At 31.2% G+C, this 18,723-nt stretch carries 16 protein-coding genes; 14 read left to right on the forward strand and 2 right to left on the reverse strand.

Going from position 1 to position 18,723, the window contains the following annotated elements:
• Positions 1-108: 108 nt before the first annotated feature.
• The gene (locus EQM05_RS00960; protein WP_128748082.1) at positions 109-1,230 is read right to left on the reverse strand and encodes a glycosyltransferase family 1 protein; all 1,122 of its coding nucleotides are present in this window, start codon (positions 1,228-1,230) and stop codon (positions 109-111) included.
• 126 nt (positions 1,231-1,356) lie between these two features.
• On the opposite strand from EQM05_RS00960, the gene EQM05_RS00965 reads away from it, so the two are divergent.
• From EQM05_RS00965 to EQM05_RS00980, 4 genes are read left to right on the forward strand one after another with little or no spacing between them, the layout of a single operon-like run.
• Positions 1,357-2,367 (forward strand): CotS family spore coat protein, encoded by a 1,011-nt coding sequence (locus tag EQM05_RS00965; RefSeq protein ID WP_128748084.1) that lies wholly within the window; start codon positions 1,357-1,359, stop codon positions 2,365-2,367.
• Positions 2,368-2,398: 31 nt separating this feature from the next.
• A complete protein-coding gene (locus EQM05_RS00970; RefSeq protein WP_128748086.1) occupies positions 2,399-2,584 on the forward strand; it encodes a hypothetical protein in 186 nt (61 codons plus the stop codon).
• Positions 2,585-2,602: 18 nt separating this feature from the next.
• Complete coding sequence (locus tag EQM05_RS00975) at positions 2,603-3,343, forward strand: hypothetical protein (RefSeq protein WP_128748088.1); 741 nt, start codon at positions 2,603-2,605, stop codon at positions 3,341-3,343.
• 11 nt (positions 3,344-3,354) lie between these two features.
• Entirely contained in the window at positions 3,355-4,383 is a 1,029-nt protein-coding gene (locus EQM05_RS00980) for a CotS family spore coat protein (protein ID WP_128748090.1), read from the forward strand.
• A gap of 66 nt (positions 4,384-4,449) precedes the next feature.
• On the opposite strand, the gene EQM05_RS00985 is transcribed toward EQM05_RS00980, so the two are convergent.
• Positions 4,450-5,580, reverse strand: a complete 1,131-nt coding sequence (locus tag EQM05_RS00985) for a glycosyltransferase family 1 protein (RefSeq protein ID WP_128750994.1) — start codon at positions 5,578-5,580, stop codon at positions 4,450-4,452.
• Between the two features lie 113 nt (positions 5,581-5,693).
• Between EQM05_RS00985 and EQM05_RS00990 the strand changes: the two genes are divergently transcribed.
• From EQM05_RS00990 to EQM05_RS01035, 10 genes are all read left to right on the forward strand, one after another.
• A complete protein-coding gene (locus EQM05_RS00990; protein WP_128748092.1) occupies positions 5,694-6,704 on the forward strand; it encodes a CotS family spore coat protein in 1,011 nt (336 codons plus the stop codon).
• A gap of 140 nt (positions 6,705-6,844) precedes the next feature.
• Positions 6,845-7,711 (forward strand): sporulation peptidase YabG, encoded by an 867-nt coding sequence (gene yabG / locus EQM05_RS00995; RefSeq protein WP_128748094.1) that lies wholly within the window; start codon positions 6,845-6,847, stop codon positions 7,709-7,711.
• 318 nt (positions 7,712-8,029) lie between these two features.
• A complete protein-coding gene (locus EQM05_RS01000; protein ID WP_128748096.1) occupies positions 8,030-8,266 on the forward strand; it encodes a Veg family protein in 237 nt (78 codons plus the stop codon).
• Positions 8,267-8,642: 376 nt separating this feature from the next.
• Positions 8,643-10,205 carry an SPOCS domain-containing protein gene (locus EQM05_RS01005; RefSeq protein WP_128748098.1) on the forward strand — a complete coding sequence of 521 codons (1,563 nt, stop codon included), beginning with the start codon at positions 8,643-8,645 and terminating at the stop codon, positions 10,203-10,205.
• Positions 10,206-10,303: 98 nt separating this feature from the next.
• Complete coding sequence (locus EQM05_RS01010; RefSeq protein ID WP_128748100.1) at positions 10,304-11,107, forward strand: cyanophycinase; 804 nt, start codon at positions 10,304-10,306, stop codon at positions 11,105-11,107.
• A gap of 22 nt (positions 11,108-11,129) precedes the next feature.
• Entirely contained in the window at positions 11,130-13,748 is a 2,619-nt protein-coding gene (gene cphA, locus EQM05_RS01015) for a cyanophycin synthetase (RefSeq protein WP_128748102.1), read from the forward strand.
• Positions 13,749-13,862: 114 nt separating this feature from the next.
• Positions 13,863-14,705, forward strand: a complete 843-nt coding sequence (gene ispE, locus EQM05_RS01020; protein WP_128748104.1) for a 4-(cytidine 5'-diphospho)-2-C-methyl-D-erythritol kinase — start codon at positions 13,863-13,865, stop codon at positions 14,703-14,705.
• Positions 14,706-14,840: 135 nt separating this feature from the next.
• Positions 14,841-16,310 carry a spore germination protein gene (locus EQM05_RS01025; RefSeq protein ID WP_128748106.1) on the forward strand — a complete coding sequence of 490 codons (1,470 nt, stop codon included), beginning with the start codon at positions 14,841-14,843 and terminating at the stop codon, positions 16,308-16,310.
• 21 nt (positions 16,311-16,331) lie between these two features.
• Entirely contained in the window at positions 16,332-17,441 is a 1,110-nt protein-coding gene (locus EQM05_RS01030) for an endospore germination permease (protein WP_128748108.1), read from the forward strand.
• A gap of 28 nt (positions 17,442-17,469) precedes the next feature.
• On the forward strand, positions 17,470-18,645 hold the full coding sequence (locus EQM05_RS01035; RefSeq protein ID WP_164917158.1) for a Ger(x)C family spore germination protein: 1,176 nt from the start codon (positions 17,470-17,472) through the stop codon (positions 18,643-18,645).
• Positions 18,646-18,723 lie beyond the last annotated feature (78 nt).

An 18,723-nucleotide genomic window follows, 5' to 3' on the forward strand; every position in this document is an offset into this window, starting at 1 on the left:
GGATTAATCAAGGGAAATATAATATAAAGGAAAATCTCCAGATTGCATGGGCGTGTAGTTGCAATTTGGAGATTTTTCTATTGTTTTAAAATAGCTAAGACTATACAATTAAACAAATGAAGCTACAGTTTTATAAATTTCAAGAGTTTTTAATGCTGTTTTTTCCCAGGAGAATTCAGAGGCCCTTTTTAGGCCTTTTTCAATATAATCATCTTTTACCTTTGGATTGTTCAGCATAATAAGCAAAGCATTTATCAATTCATCAGTGCAGTAAGGATTAATTAATATTCCAGTATCCTGAACTACTTCAGGAATAGAAGTTAAATTTGAAGTTATAACTGGTGCTCCACAGCTCATAGCCTCCAGTGGAGGAAGACCAAAACCTTCGTAAAGCGATGGATATACAAATATCTCACATCCATTATATAGAATGGGAAGATGTTCTTCAGGTACATATCCGGTAAAAATAATATCAGAAAATATACCCAGTCTTTTACTTAATGATATTAAAGAATTGCTGTCATCTCTGGTAGCCCCCACAATTACCAGGGATATTTTATCATTGATTTTATTTTTTATTTCAGAAAAGGCAATAAGCAGGGATCTTACATTTTTCCTCTGGCTGAAGCCTCCAATGTAGAGTATAAATGGATTGCTTACAGCATATTTCTCCTTTAAAAAACCTCTGCACAAGTTTTTATCCAATGGTTTATATTTGGAATCCGCAGCAAGAGGAGTTACAAAAACTTTATCTTCATTTATTGGGAAAAATTTTAGTATATCTCTTTTTGAACATTCAGAAACTGTTATTATTCCATCTGAATTTTCTATTATTTCAGGAATATCCCTTAGAAAGTTTTTTAAATATCCACGTCCAACAGTTTCTGGCATTAAATAAGGAATTAAATCATGAATCGTTACAATTTTTCTGCATGTTATGTCATTATTAAGTCCTATACCATTTTGAGGTATATGATAGATATCTATATTTTCTTCTATTAAATTATTAGGGAAATAAATCTGTTCAAAGAATTTATGATGCTTTCTTGAAGACATAATAATTTTTGTATTTGAATCAGTTAAGTTCTCGTAATTGTTTCCTGACCAATATATATGAAAATAGTCCTGTTTATCTATTTTTAAAAGATTATTTAATAAATTACAGGTGTAAGTTCCAATTCCTGTACCCCTGTACCAATTAATGCCCCTGGCATCCAGTGCAATCCTCATGATAACTCCTCACAAATATTTCTTAATTATTATTATATTACTATTATGAAGAAAATGTGCTATTTAGCACATACATAAGAGATACGCATATAATACATATAGAATTAATATTTTTAGAGGATACAAATGGACATTAAAGCACTGTCCTCCTTAATAAAAGAGGAATATGATATTAATGCTTCCTCCATAGAAAAGCTTAAGAATGTATACAAAATAGAATCGGATTCAGGGAAGTATTGTCTTAAAGTAATAAAATATGACTATGGTCATTTTATTTTCATTTTAAATGCAATTAAGCATCTTCAGGATAATAATTTTAAAAAAACACCAGATATTATAAGTACAATTAAATCCAGTGATTTTATACAGTTAGGCAATAATTATGCATATCTTACAAAATGGATTGACAGCAGACAGTGTAATTATAATAACCCTATTGACATTGTTATAGCAGCAGGGAAGCTGGCAGAGCTTCATAAAAAAAGTGAAGGATTTCAAATTACTCCTGAAATGAATCCACGTATAGGATGGCTTAAATGGATTGATAATTTTAAAACCAGGAAAGATGAGATATATGATTTTAAAAAAAGAATTTTAAATAAACAAAAAAAGTCACAATTTGATTCTATGTATGAAAATTGTATTGATGAAGAGATTTTAAGGTGTGATAGTTCTATTAATAATTTAGTCAGCAGCGATTATATTGAGAAAGTTAAAAGTGAGATTGCATTAAGTGGTTTTTGTCATCATGATTTTGCTCATCACAATGTTCTCATAGAAAAAAACGGAGAAGTAAATATAATTGATTTTGATTACTGTATCCTGGATTCCCATCTTCATGATTTGTCAAGTCTTCTGCTGAGGATAATGAAGAACAACAAATGGGATATTGGCACTGCGTCATTTATATTGGATAGCTACAATAATGTAAAGACAGTTGAGAGTACAGATATACCTATAATCTCTGCATTTATGGAGTTCCCTCAAGACTTTTGGCAGATTGGAATACAGTACTACTGGGAAAAGCAGCCATGGGGAGAAGAGTTCTTTGTTAAAAAATTAGAGAAAATACTGGAGGATAGAGAGGATAAACAAAATTTTATAGATGAATTTAGATTTTTTAATTATAGACCATAATTTTAATAAAGCCTAAGGAGGGAATATAAAAATGAGCAAAGAGATACTGGAAACATCTGAAGAGTTTGATACTGCTAATTTAGAAGGATATAGAGAAGAGATAAAGAACCTGAAGGAATCTATTAAAAATATGAAAAAATTTAAAAAGGAAAGAGAAAAGATGGGAAAACTGAGACATAAACAAAGGAAAATAATGAAATCCATGAAGCATAAATAATATTTTAGGGGTGAAGTAATGCAGCAGGATTTTATAAACTATCTGGAATCTAACAAAATTGCAGTTGTAAAATATTTTGAAAATGACATGAGAAATTTAAAAAATATAAGCGATGAAATGGTAATAGAGCATATAGATATTATTGTGGAATTTCAAAACAGGGTGAGAGGTTACAATGGATATATGAATAACAGAATAAATAATAATACAGGTAAATTAATTGAAAAATATAAAGTTGATCTAAAAAAAGTAAAAAAAGCTGTAACCTCATTAAAGACATCAGCTGGGAAAAACCAAATTGAAAAATTAATTTTATCAAATTCAGATTATAATATTAAAAAAGCTGAAGAGAGTATAAATAATATACAAAAGCTTAATTATACAGGACTTTTGATGAGAAGTATGAAAAATGAGGAAGTATGTTTAGGCAGAACATATTTTGATAATTTGAGAAAAAATGAAACCATTGAAATAATTGATGCAGATAAGTGCTGTTACGATATGGTTGAAACAGATATTATATATTTATTTGAAAAGTTACTTAGAAAAAATATTGATTTAAACTATAGTACATTAATAAGATACTTTTGTGATAAAGCAGATTTAGGGCAAGACAGCTGCGAATTTATAAAATCATCTTTAGGATATCCTGAATATTACTTCAAATATTTGTTAAGATACAGCTGTAATAATTTTCAGGAGAAAAATATTATGAAAAAAATAAAAAAATCCTGTTCATGTGCAAACAATTTGCTTTAGGAGTGTGATTGATGGTAAATAAATATAAAGAAAAAAGCTATTTATCTCATTACGATCTATCTATAGATTTATTTAAAGAATTTGGAGTAAATGTTACGGATGTAGCCCCTGTGAGAAATGTTTTTATAGTATCCACAGATAAAGGTGATATGATACTAAAGAAAATTGATTATTCAGAAGAACAGCTTAAATTTATATTAAGCGGCATAAAATATGTAAAAAATAAATTCAATAGAGTTATGGATTTTGTCAAGTTGAAAAACGGAGATATATGCCTGCCCTGGAAATCAGATTTATATTGTTTGATGTATTTAGTTCATGGAAGAGAATGTGATTACAGCAATCCAGTGGATATAAAGATTGCATCTGAGGGATTAGGAGAATTTCATAAGTCTTCTGAGGGATTTAGATCAACATATATGCATAAATACAATAATGGAAGAATAATTGATAATTTTAAAAGAAGACTTGAAGAAATCAATTTTTTTAAAAGTATAGCAAATATGCATGATACAAAAAATGAATTTGACACTATATTTTTATCTAATGTAGATTATTATATTGGAGAAATAAAAAAAAGCATAGATATTCTGGAGAAATCCCCTTATTATAAAATATGCAGCGAAGAGGACAAAATAGTGTTATGTCACCATGATTTAGCTCATCATAATATAATAATTAAAGATAATGAAGCATATTTTATTGATTTTGACTATTCAATTATTGATATAAAGGTGCATGATTTATGTAATTTTATCAACAAGGTTATTAAAAATTTTGCTTTTGATGTGGAAAAAGCAAAGCAGATAATTAACTGCTACAATTCAGTAAATAACTTAGATTCAAGAGAACTTAAGGTTCTATATGGAATGCTGACTTTCCCGGATGATTTTTATAATATTTCCAAGGATTATTATACAAGGCTTAAGCAGTGGGATGAAGAAGTATTTATATCAAGATTATTAAAGAAGTGCCAGTATAAGGACTATAGGGAAGAATTTTTAAAAAGTTTTTATGAATTTATAAATCATCCTATATAACCAGGCAGAGATGCTTGGTTATTTTCATATATAAAAATAATAATTTGCAGTTATAGCTGCAAATTATTATTTAGAAGTATTTTTAATTATTTTATTATATGAATCTAAAGTATCTTCTGCAGTTTTATTCCAGCTGAAACTGGAAGCTCTTAAAAGTCCCTTTTTTACTAAAGAACTTTTTAAATTGTTATCTGTAAGCACATTGTACATAGATTGCGAAAGGCAGTCTATATCATTTGGATTCACAAGCAATGCAGAATCACCTAATACTTCAGGGAGAGAAGTAATGTTTGAAGCTATTACCGGTATACCGCAGGCCATAGCTTCAACAGGAGGAAGCCCAAAACCTTCATAAAAAGAAGGATAAACAAATAATTCAGAAGCATTATAAAAAATAGGCATATGCTCCATTGGAATAAAACCTGGAAATAGAACTTTATCGGATATATTTAATTTAGCTGCACGATTCTTGTATAATTCATAGGACAAACCATGCTGGCCGATAATAATTAAATTTAAGTCTTTTATTTGTCTGGAAACCTTACTAAAAGCATCTAAAAGACCCATTATATTTTTTCTTGGACTGAAACCACCAACATAAAGAATAAATTTACTGCTTATAGAATAAAATTTATTTAAATAGTTTTTACAGATGTTTTTATCCATAGGTTTATATATGTCCTCACTGGCCAGGTGAGTTACAAATATTTTATCTGATGGTATTCCAAAGCTTTTCATTATATCCATTTTTGAAAATTCTGATACGGTTATAATTCCATCGCAAAGTGATATAATACCTGGTATTTCTTCAGAAAAGATTTTTAAATATCTATCACTAACCGTTTCAGGCATTCTATAAGGGATTACATCATGAAGAGTAATTACAAATTTACAGTTTTTTTCACTTGGAAGTCCTACACCATTTTGGGGTACATGATAAAGTTGTATATCTTTATCGTATAATATATTTGGAATATTAACTTCGTCCCAAAAACTGTTTTTTACCTGTTCATTTATATTGTTTATATTAAAATTATTATTAAATTTTATTGTGGAAGCACAGTTCTCTGACATAAAAAGAAGGTAGCTATTGATGTTATCCATCTTATTTAATGAATTTATTAGCTGGTATGTGTAGGTGCCTATGCCTGTTCCCCTATACCATTTTGCTGCACGGCCGTCAATACCTATTTTCATGCAGGTAATCCTTTCAAACTTACTATATATCATTATATTAAATTCATTTTAAAAGTGTTAATAACATTCTAAATCAATTTTTAGACTCATATAGATTATAAGGGGTGATAACGATGATGAGAGAATTTGAGATCGAGAGGCAGTTTGATATTAAAATTGAAAGTATTAAACCTAACAAAGGAGTATATTTGCTTAAAACTAATAAAGGGATGAGATGTTTAAAAAAAATAAACTATGGAGTTCAGAAGCTACTTTTTGTATATGGAGCTAAAGAACACCTTATGAATAATGGATACACCAGAGTAGACAGATATTGCTGCAATATTGAAGGCAATCCTTATGCTATAGTAAACGAAGATATATACACCCTTTCAGAATGGATAGAAGGAAGAGAATGTGATTTTAAAAATAATTCAGATATTATAAATGCAACAAAAAATCTTGCTGATCTGCATTTATTATCAAAGGGCTACGAGCCGCCTGAAAACAGCAAGCTGAAAAGTGATCTTGGAAGATGGCCAAGGATGATGGAAAAAAGGCTTAAATCATTTGATAAGATGAGAGATATGATTAGAAAAAAGGGAAACAAAAGTAATTTTGATTTAAACTATATAAAATCAGTGCAGTTTTATAAAGATTACGGGAAAAAAGCCATGGATGTATTACAAAATTCAAAATATACAGAGCTTTGCTCTATAGCGGAAGAAGAAAAGAGTTTCTGTCATCACGATTACACATATCATAATATTATTATTGATAATGATAATGTTGTAAATGTAATTGACTTTGACTACTGTAAAAGGGAAGTCAGGACATATGATATTTCTGCATTTATGATTAAGGTATTGAAAAGGTCGGACTGGGATATTGAAATAGCATCTGATATCCTTAAGGCATATAATGAAGTGGATAATATAAAGAAAGAGGAATATAAAGTTTTATATGCTTTCTTGTTATTCCCACAGAGATTCTGGAGGTTAGCAAATAGATATTATTACAATGAGGTGAACTGGCCTGCAAATACATTTAATAATAAACTAGAGGAACTTATTTCAGAGCAGGAAAAGTATGTTAAGTTTATCAATGAATTTGAAAAGGTTTATGGAAGCAATTGGTGCCAATAATTAATTTTCAGGCATACAGAGTTAAATACAAATCTGTATGCCTGAAACTTTTCCGGGGTACTTTAAAAAAGAGTATATTGATTCACCTAAATCCAATAAAATCATAATATATACTATGATTTTATTATGGAGATGAAATTATGGAAATAGGGGATACAGTGGTAAGAAAGTCTTACGGAAAAGATGTAACCTTTAAAATTATTTATAAAAAGGAAACTGAACAAGGAATAATATTTACCTTAAAGGGAATTAATCTAAGAATAGTTGCTGACTCCCCAGAAGGTGATTTGGAAATAGCTACTGAAGACAATATGAGTGAAAGTGAATTGGTTTTTAACAGGAAGGTGAATACATCAATTAAAAAGATTTTATTAAGCAGATTAGTATCTAAAGATCAATATAGAAGTTCAAAATCACAAAGTGCATTCAGGGATGAATTATCATTTGGGAGACCTGGTAAAATACTTCATGTGGATGGAGATAAAGACTATCTGGAGACATGCCTAAAGGTATATAAACAATTAAACCTGGAGGCTGTTGGTAAAATGATATCGGAAAGCGAGCAGCCTCAGAAGGTGTTAGAAATGGTAAAGGCAATTAAACCAGATATAGTAGTAATAACAGGTCATGATGCAATCTCAAAGGGAACAACTAATTATACGGATTTAAATAACTATAGAAATTCAAAGTATTTCGTGGACACTGTAGTGCAGCTGAGAAATTATGAATCAAATTATGATGATCTGGTAATATTTGCAGGAGCGTGCCAGTCATGCTATGAAGCTATTTTGGATGCAGGTGCTAACTTTGCAAGCTCCCCAAGCAGGGTATTGATACACTGCCTTGATCCAGTGTTCTTATGCGAAAAAATAGCATATACAAACATAGAAAAGGTTGTTTCAATGAAGGAGGCCTTGGAAAACACCATAACGGGAACAAAAGGTATAGGAGGACTTCAGACCAGGGGAAAATACAGAGAGGGATTTCCCAAGTCTCAGTTTGTCTAAGTAAAATTATATAAATCACTGCCAATATGATTGCAGGGGGAGCCCCTTTATTTGTAGAACTTAAATAAAATATGAATATTAATAATAAAAGGGGATATAATAACAAACATAATAGTGGCTATATAGATATTTATTTCCTATTATAAGCGAGAATTAACTAACTTTATAGCGGATAATCAGGGATAATGGTACCTTATTACATGTGTTAACAAAAAATTAATATTGACAAAATAATTTGTTTACTATAAAATAGAATGTTTAGTTGACATTGGCGAGCTTATAATATATAATATAATATGTGGAAAGAGGGTGTTTGTTGTGGAAAGAGGCAATGTATTGGCTACAATTAAAAGAGATATTGAGAGCCATGTTGGCGATAAGGTTACATTGAAGGCCAATGGTGGAAGAAGAAAAGTTTTCGTAAATACGGGAACAATTGAAAGGGCCTATCCAAGCATTTTTGTTATCAGATTAGAAAACGACGCCCAGAGGACAGTGACATATAGTTATTCAGACGTTTTAACGAAGACAGTACAATTAGTGTTTTCTGCTTAAGACAGTACAATTTTTGTACTGTCTATTTTTTTTACATTTTTTTATAATTAGAAACAAAAAGAAAGATGGTGGGTTTCCATCTTTCAACTATGGTATAAAAGGGTATTGAGAATTTATGAGAGGTTATATGGTCAACAACCACGTACTATGTTACTCTCTTTTTATTTTCATGTCAATAAGCCAAAATTGTTTTATTGCACATAAAACACAATTATAAAACATTATGATGAAATTTGTAATAATTTGATACGAAATGCTTGTGTAATTACTTTATGTAAGAGAATATATTTTTATAATAATTCTTAAAGATCAATCATATTTTATATGGAATGATTATATAAATTATTAGTAGATAATTTAGGAGGAGGATTATTGTATGGCCATGGAGCTAATTAAAGAGGATATAGAGTGCGAACAGCTGCTTGGTGAAAACTTTTCTGATACAGTGGTAAAATCGGAATACGTTATACCAGATACACATCCGGATGTATATGAAATTTTAATGTTAGATGCTAAACCAGTTATAACAAGCAAGGAAGTAATGCAGGACAAGATTTATTTGGAAGGACAAGTAGAATATAATGTTTTATATCTAGCCAAGGAGGATGAAGGTATTCAGGTGCACAATGCAGTTTACACCGGAAAGTTTACCAATTACATTGAGCTTAATGGAGCTGAACATAAAATGGAATGTGAGGCAGAGTGCTATGTAGAACATATGGAATGTAATATAGTAAACGAAAGAAAGATAAGCATTGAGGGGATTATAAAATTAAAATCTTCCCTGTATAAAAATTATCAGTTCCAGGTTGTAAAAGATATAGAAGGGGAGCAGGATATCCAAATGCTGAAAAACCCTGCATCTATTGATAAGATTGCTGGTATAGTTGATGCTGATTTAATTGCAAAATGTCATATACAAATACCAAATGAAAAGCCTGAAGTTGAAAATATAATTAAACATGATATTTCCATTCACAAAAAAGAAGTAAGGGTTTTGGATGGCAAGATAAGAATAAATGCATGGGCTTTAATTGGCATACTATATAAGGGCAAAAATACCAGGGACTTAATTTATATTGAAAATGATGTGCCTCTTGAAAAAGAAGTTGATGCAGACAATGTTACTTCTTTGATGGATAATTTTACTGATTTCAGAGTTGATGCTGATGAAATAAATGTTGGAGAAGACGATTTAGGAGAAAGCAGAATTATTGATGTTGAGTCTTTAATTAAAGCAAATGTTAAAGTAATGAACAAAGAGGACATGGACATAATTGAAGATGTATATACTCCAACAATGCTTACTAATATGGATAAAAAAGATTACGTATTAAATGTAATGCATGGACATAGGTTTACAGACACAATAATAAAAGGAGATATTGAAATACAAGGGAATATGCCAAGGGCTGCTCAGATAATTATGGCCTGTGGTCAGATCTGTGTAACAGATAAAAAAATAGTTGAAGGTAAGGTAATAGTTGAAGGAATTCTAAAAACTGATGTTCTTTATAAATCTGTGGATGAGGAAAATTATATTTGTACAGTGAAAGAGGAGATACCATTTAACTGCTCTGTAGATATGCCGGGTTCAAAGATAGATATGCAGTGTATAACAAAGGCTTATCTGGAAAGCATAGAAGCTTCCATAGAAGCTAATAATATTTCCATTAAAGCAATTGCTCAGATATATACAAGAGTCAATTATATTACTCACAAGGAATTTATAGTTGATATAAGTCAGGCTGAGGGAGAAGTCCCAGAGAAGAAATCAAGTATTACTATTTATGTGGTTCAGCATAGTGACACCCTTTGGAAAATAGCAAAAAAATATAATACCACTACTAATGTTTTAACTACTGTGAACAATATTGAAAATCCAGATGCCATTAAACCTGGAGAAAAATTGATTATTCCAGGAAGGGCGATAATTTAGAATTGGTAATCTGCCAGCTTAGCTGGTAGATTTTTTTTTGAATAATAAAAGGGATATATGTTAAAAATAATTGATGTGTATAAGAAGGAGTGAAATACATGGGAAATAAGGTAAGTGGTAACTTAATAATAATAGGCGGCGCTGAAGACAAACAGGGCGATAAGATTATTTTAAAAAATGTATGCAGCAAACTTAAAGGGAAAGATGATAGCCTGGTAGTGGCAACAATTGCATCTCAGGTTCCTCATGAACTTGAAATACAATACAAAAAGGTTTTCGGAGAAATGGGTGTCAAAAATATAAACATACTAAATGTAAAAGAAAGAAGTGATTCAGAGGAGCAAAGCAATTTGGAAATGATTGATAAAGCTTCAGTTATTTTTTTTACAGGTGGTGATCAGCTGAGAATTACAAGCTTTATAGGAGGAACTAAGCTATACAACAGCATTAAGAATAGATATGAAAATGGATGCACACTGGTTGGAACATCAGCAGGGGCATCTGTAATGAGCGACACAATGATAGTTTCCGGGCCGGATGAGGAGTCGCCAAAAAAGTGTACTCTTAAAATGGCTCCAGGGCTTGGTTTAATAAAAGGAGTTATAATAGATCAGCACTTTGCACAGAGAGGAAGGATAGGAAGGATTTTGGTAGGTATTGCTGAAAATCCGCAGAGCATAGGCATAGGAATTGATGAAGATACTGCAATTGTTGTGAATGAAACCGGGGATTTACAGGTAATAGGGTCAGGAGCTGTTTATGTAATTGATGGCAGCAGAATTACCAATACCAATGTATCAGAAGAACATCCTGATGACATATTGTCAATTTATAATGTTTTACTTCATGTTCTTAAAAGTGGAGATAAATTTAGTTTGAATTATAGAGAGCCAATTCTATAAAATGGGAGGATTTTAATTTCAAATGAAAATAGAGAACACCAGAGTATTCAAAGGAAGAAATATACATGCTCATAAAAAGTGTATTGCTTTAGAAGTTAATTTAGAAGGCTATGAAAATATACCTAGTAATGAGATCCATGGATTTAATGAAGCTTTACTTAAAGTATTGCCTGAGCTATATGAACATAGATGTGGCATAGATGAAGAACATGGCTTTGTAAAAAGATTAGCTGAGGGAACTTATCTGGGGCATATATGTGAACATATAATTTTAGCATTACAAAATAAAGTTGGTATAACTGCAGCATATGGGAAAACACGAAGAATAAAAGATGACTACTATACTATTGTTTTTCAATATGAATATGAAAAAACAGCTTTAGCTTGTGCAAATATAGCTGTTGATTTGATTAATGCCATAATTGGCAGTAAGTCTTTTAATTTTGAAGGTAAAATTGATGAATTGGTAAACATTTTAAGAACAGAAGAAACAGGGCCCAGCACTAAAGCAATTGTTGAAGAGGCTCAAAGGAGAGGAATACCTGTAATAAAAACTGGGGAAGGCAGTATGTTCCAATTAGGATATGGGAAAAGCAGCAGGATTATTGAAGCCACCATAGGCTGCAATACCAGTGCAATTGCAGTGGATTGCGCCTGTGACAAACTCATAACCAAGGAAATTCTGTATAATCAGTATATCCCTATAGCAGATGGGGGAAAAGTAAGAAACCTCATTGATTTAATATATATGGCTGATAAAATAGGATTTCCTGTAGTGCTGAAACCAAGATTTGGTAATCAGGGAAAAGGTGTATATGTTAACATAAAAAATGAAAAGCAGCTGGCTGAATATTATAATGAACTAAGTAATACATATAAGGAGATAATTATTGAAAAATATATACAGGGCAATGATTATCGAGTATGTGTTGTAGACGGTAAGGTGGTAGCTGCAGCTAAAAGAATACCACCTTTTGTAACTGGAGATGGAATTAACAGTGTTGAGAAATTAATAAAAATATTAAATGAAGATCCAAGAAGAGGTGAAGGCCACGAAAAACCGTTAACTAAAGTAAAAGTTGATGAAGAGTTAATAAATCATATAAATAAGCAAAATTATAATCTAAATGATGTTCTGCCAAAAGGGGAAAAATTATTTTTAAGGGAAAATGCAAATTTATCAACAGGCGGTATATCAATAGACTGCACGGATGAAATATGCAGGGAGAATGTTGAACTCTGCCAAAGATGTGCCAGTGCAATAGGACTTGATATATGTGGAATTGATGTGTGCTGTAGGGACATAAAAGAATCAATCAGAAATAACGGGGCTGTTATTGAGGTTAATGCAGCACCTGGTATCAGAATGCATCACTATCCATACAGCGGCAAAAGCAGAAATGTGGCAAAGGCAATTGTAGATATGCTGTTTAAGGATATCAAAAGGCAAATACCACTAGTGGCTGTTACAGGAACTAATGGGAAAACTACAACTACAAGACTTATAAGCTATGTGTTAAAAGCTTCAGGATATTCAGTAGGTATGACATCTACTGGAGGAATATATATAAATGATGAATGTATAGATATGGGAGATACCACTGGATATGACAGTGCCTTAACTATACTTATGAATAAAAATGTGGATGCAGCAGTTTTAGAATGTGCAAGGGGAGGATTAATCAGAAATGGTTTAGCTTATGATCTGGCAGATGTTGGAGTAATAACAAATATTACTGAAGATCATTTGGGGTTAAATGGTATTGAAACACTTGATGAACTTGCCTCAGTGAAATCCCTTGTGGCAGAAGCAGTCAAAGATGATGGATATGTTGTGCTTAATGCTGATGACTATATGAGTATGAAGATACTGCCAAGAATAAAGAGCAAAATAATAATGTTCTCTAAATCTAAGGATAATGAATACCTAAAGAATAATTTAAAAAATGGCGGTATGGCAATTTATATTAATGACGATTATATGGTGCTGGAGCAGAATTCAAATATCTATCCTATGGTAAAAATAAATGAAATTCCAATTACGCTGGATGGAATATTAGAATATAACAGTGAAAATGCAATGGCAGCCTGTGCAGCTTTAATTGGACTAGGCATAGATAAGGAAATTATTAAGTATGGATTAAGGAGCTTTTACGGAAATGAACAATGTAACCCTGGAAGATTTAATATTTTTGATGTACAGGATTTAAAGGTTATATTGGATTATGGGCATAACATTGAAGGATATAAGGCAGTACTTAAGGGAGCAAAAAAAATACCTCACAATAGACTTATAGGAGTTATAGGGGTACCTGGAGATAGGACTAACAGCAGCGTACTAGAGGTAGGAAGAATTGCTGCAGATAATTTTGATTATATATATATAAAGGAGGATCAGGACAAGAGAGGAAGAAAATGTGGTGAAATTGCTGAACTATTGAAGCAGGGAGTGCTCAGTACAGGCTTTGATAAAAATAAGATAAAGATAATAATAAGTGAAGAAGAAGCTTTAAGTGAGGCTGTTGACAATGGAAGTGAAAATGATCTGATAATTACTTTCTTTGAAAAATATGAGCCTTTACTAAGGCTGATTAATACAAAGCAAGAGAAAATTAATAAGGAATTAACGAATTTTGCATAAAACATACCGCACTAAAATAAATTTAAGATATAACCATAAAAATATGGCTATATCTTTTTTTATGTATTATACTATTTAGGTATAAATTATAATTAAGTTTACTGGAGGAATAAAATGTTAGTAAGGGCTTATGCCAAGGTAAATATTTCTCTTGATGTTGTAGGTAAAAGAGAAGATGGATATCATTTATTAAAAATGATAATGCAGAATATAGATTTGTTTGATGAAATCACTATTAATTCAATTGATTCTGGAATTAAATTAGGCTGCAATAAGGCCTTTATTCCACTGGATAACAGGAATTTGGCATATAGAGCAGCAGAGCTTTTTATAAATGAATATAATGTAAAAAAAGGTGCGGCAATATATATAAAAAAGAATATTCCGGTTTGTGCCGGCTTAGCAGGAGGAAGTACCGATGCAGCAGCTGTGCTTCGGGGGCTTCGGGATATTTACAAACCTGAAATCTCAGACAAGGATCTTATGGCATTAGCACTGAAGATTGGTGCAGATGTGCCATACTGTATATTGGGACAAACAGCACTATGTGAAGGCATTGGAGAGATAATAACAAAGCTTAACCCATTTACAGATAAAATAATGGTATTAGTTAAACCTCCATTTGGTGTATCAACAAAGGAAGTGTATTCAAAACTGGATATTAATAAAATAGCTAAACATCCAAAAACAATGGAAATAATAAGAGCAATGGAAAAAAATGATTTAAAGTTTATAGGCAGTAATTTAAAAAATGTTTTGGAAAATGTAACTGTAAGAAAATACAGGATAATTTCAGAAATAAAAAAACAAATGATTAATGCCGGGGCACTGGGCGCACTTATGAGCGGAAGCGGGCCAACAGTATTTGCCCTATTTGATAATATGCTTTATGCTCAAAACTGCTATGATTTAATGAAAAAGAAGTTCAAAGAAGTATATATTACCAAAACAGTATAGAAAGAGGATTAAACCTAAAAAGAGTTTAATCCTCTTTTTTATATATGAATAAATAACTGGATAAAAGATAAAAATAATCTAGAATTAAAAATAATACATATAAACAAAATGGATAGTTAAGGGGTATGAATAGCAATGAAGGAACAAGTGAGAGAAGAAATATCTGCAAGTGTAAACGATAATACTTCATATCTAAAAAGTTTATTTACAGATGCTTCAGACATTGTATACAGAGAATTTTTAGTATGCAATATAAAGGCATTAATAATATATGTGGATGGCATGGCAGATAAGATATTAATTGATAATTTTGTAATGGAAACACTGATGGATAACAATGGGAATCTAAATAATATTGAAAATGTAAGTGAAATAAAAGATAAAATATTAACAGTTTCTGATATTAAAGCTGTAACAAAATTACCTGAAGGTGTGGATTCAGTTTTATCAGGGGATACAATGCTGTTTATTGACGGGTTAAAAGAATGCTATGTGATTTCCACCAGGTTCTGGCCTGCACGAGGTATTACGGAACCATCCGGAGAAACTGTTGTCAGAGGCGGGAGAGATGGCTTTTCTGAAACTATCAGGTTTAATACTGCTCTTGTTAGGAGAAGGATAAGGGATACCCGTTTAAAAATGGTTTCCAAGAAAATCGGGGTAAGGTCTAAAACTGATGTTGTAATTATGTACATAGATGATATAGTCAATAAAAAAATACTGGAGGAATTAAATAAAAGAATCTCAGAAATAAATATTGATGCAATTCTGGACAGCGGGTATATAGAACAAATGATACAGGACAACAAGTGGTCATTATTTCCCCAGACTCAAAGTACAGAAAGACCTGATGTGGCTGCAGCTGCATTGTATGAAGGCAGAGTTGCCATTCTGGTTGATAATTCACCATTTGCAGTAATAGTTCCAGCCACACTTCCAAGCTTATTTCAATCCCCGGATGATTATTACCAAAGATGGATTTTCGGATCTGCCATGAGGATAATAAGATTATTTTCAGCAATACTTGGTATTATTCTTCCAGCATTATATGTAGCCGTAACATCATTTCATCCTTCAATAATACCTACAAAGCTGGCTTATTTTATTGCTGCTTCAAGGGAAGGAGTTCCTTTTCCTGCATTTATAGAGGCTATAATAATGGAAATCAGCTTGGATCTTTTAATAGAATCAGTGGTAAGGCTGCCTAAGCCCATTGGGTCTACTATAGGTATTGTGGGGGGTCTTATTATAGGGCAGGCTGCTGTAAGTGCTGGAATTGTAAGCCCAATAATGATTATCATTGTTTCAGTAACTGCTATTACAAGTTTCACAACACCAAATTATGAAATTGCATCGGCATTCAGGTTAATAAGATTTCTTATGATTATTGCAGCAGCAATAATAGGACTTTATGGAATAGTATTATCTCTTATTTTACTTTTGATACATCTGGTAAAACTAAACAGCTTTGGAGTACCTTATCTAGCACCTGTTGTTAATCCTGATATTGATGATTTTAAGGATGTTTACATAAGGATGCCCTTTAATTACTTTAAAACCCGTCCTGGATATATGAAAACCAAAGACAAGATAAGGCAGAAATGATGTATACAAGGAGGATAAAAATTGGATAATAATAGAACCATTAAGGATTTTGGATTATTTTCCACTGTAATAGTTGTTGTAATTGGGGTAAGGGCGTTTTCATATGCAAGAGTACTGGCTGATTATGCAGGTAATGATGGATGGTTAATTACAATAATCAGCGGATTAATAAGTTTGTTATTAATTCTATGTATATATAAATTAATTTTATTAAATAATTTTAAAAGTTTCTCTGAAATCTGCACAAATAATGCAGGAAGATTCATAGGAAGCATATTTCAGCTCAGTATGATGATATTTATTATTTTAAATATATCATTTGGCATGAGAGGATTCATAGAGGAAATAAAAATGTATTTACTTGAGAACACTCCTACTGAATTTTTAATAGCAATTACAATATTAATTGCTTTATGTTTAGTAACCAGTAATGCAAATGTATTAATTAAATTTAATGAGGCAGCATTTTGGATAATATTTATCCCAACCATAATAATATTTATATTTTCGCTGTATCAGGCTGATCTCACAAATTTGCTGCCAGTATTAAATGAAAAGCCTGTAAACTATTTTACAGGTACCATAAGAACCATAAATAGATTTGAAGGCATAGAGATAATATTTTTAGTACTGCCTCTACTTAAATCCAGAGATAAAATCAGAAAAACTCTTGTAAACAGCATTTTTTTTATTACTATATTCTACACTTTAATAAGCATGATTGTTATTGCAGTATTTACAAAAGATCAGGCAAAGATATTAGTTTGGCCTGTAATAACCATGGTTAAGTCAATAAATATTCATGGAGCATTTATTGAAAGATGGGACGGAATTGTATTATCTGTCTGGATATTTTTCTTTTTTACAATGTTTACAAGCGGGTATTATTTTTCAGCAGACATATTAAAAAATACATTTAAAATAAGAAATAACAAAATAGCAGTTTTATTATTAATTCCATTTATATATGCAATATCCCTATATCCTGGTAATGTTGCAGAAAATGAACTCATTTCAAACTGGATACTTCCGCTTTTATTTTTTATAAATATAGTGTGTATCCCATTGCTTTTACTTATAATTACTAAAATAAAAGGTAAAGGGGTGGAAAGTAACTCTAACCCTGCATAATGCTATGTGGATAGGGTTACTAAATAATATGAAGAAGATATTTATAATTATATTATGTATAATACCTGTTATGCTTTCAGCATGCTGGGATAAAGTTGAAATAGATAAAAGGGTTTTTATATCAACAATTGGAATAGATGTGGGAGAGGATATTTCAAAAACAAATACATTAAAGAAATTTGAAAAAGGAGATCCCTTTCAGGAAATTGAGTTTAAGAAACTGAAGGTTACCTATGCATATCCTAATATAAGCGCATTAACTCCTCAAATGGGAGGAACTGCTGAAACAAAATATATAAATGTTGAAGCATATTCACTTCAGGATGCTGTTTCAAAGGCAACAAATAAAAGCAGCAGAAGTATAAGCTTTGGTCATCTTCAGCTGCTTGCAATTAATAAAAATGTATTACAGCAGCCTGATACTGTAAAGGAAATAGTAGATTATCTGCAAAGGCAGCCTGCAATTAACAGAACCATGCTGGTGGCAGTAGTAGAGGGAGATATTGAAGGATTTTTAAAGTATAAACCTGAAATGGAGAAAAATATAGAAAGTTATTTAAGCGGTTTAATGGAGAATAATGCAAAGTTTGGCTCCATAAGAAAGCTAACACTGGATGATCTCCTTAAAAGCTTAAGTGCAAATGGTAATACCATAATCCCTTATATAACATATGACAGAGATAAAAATGAAATGAATCTGCAGGGAGTAGCTATGATAAAGGACTATGCACTTAAAGGATTTTTAACAGCAAGGGAATATTCAGATATAGAATTTTTAAGGGGCGGTGTAAGCGGAGGCAAAAAGGTAGTATTTGTAGAAGGCCATCCTGTAGACTTTTCAATATCAAATATTAAAAGAAAAATAAAAACCACCAGACAAGGAGATAAATTAATTTTTAATATTTATTTGACTATTGAGGGTGAAATCAAGGAATACTATGCTGGAAAAGAGGTTTTTAACAATAGTTTTATAAAAGATATTGAAGAAAATTTTGATGAATCACTAAGCAAGGAGTTTCAGGACATTATAAAAATTACTCAAAGAGAAAATGGAATAGATGTAATAGGTTTAAGAGAAAATGTAGAAAAATATCATCCATTCATTTGGAAAGAGTTAGGAAGTAAGTGGGATACAGTATATAAAAACTCCGAAGTAAATGTATTTGTAACAACTAAAATAAGAAGAGTTGGAGTTGTAAAATAAATAATAGAAGTATGAATATAACTAAAACAATTGGCAATAATATCTATTAAGAAATTGTATTAACAGTGGGGGTTTGGA

The sequence above is a fragment of the Clostridium sp. JN-9 genome, from assembly GCF_004103695.1.
Lineage (GTDB): Bacteria > Bacillota > Clostridia > Clostridiales > Clostridiaceae > JN-9.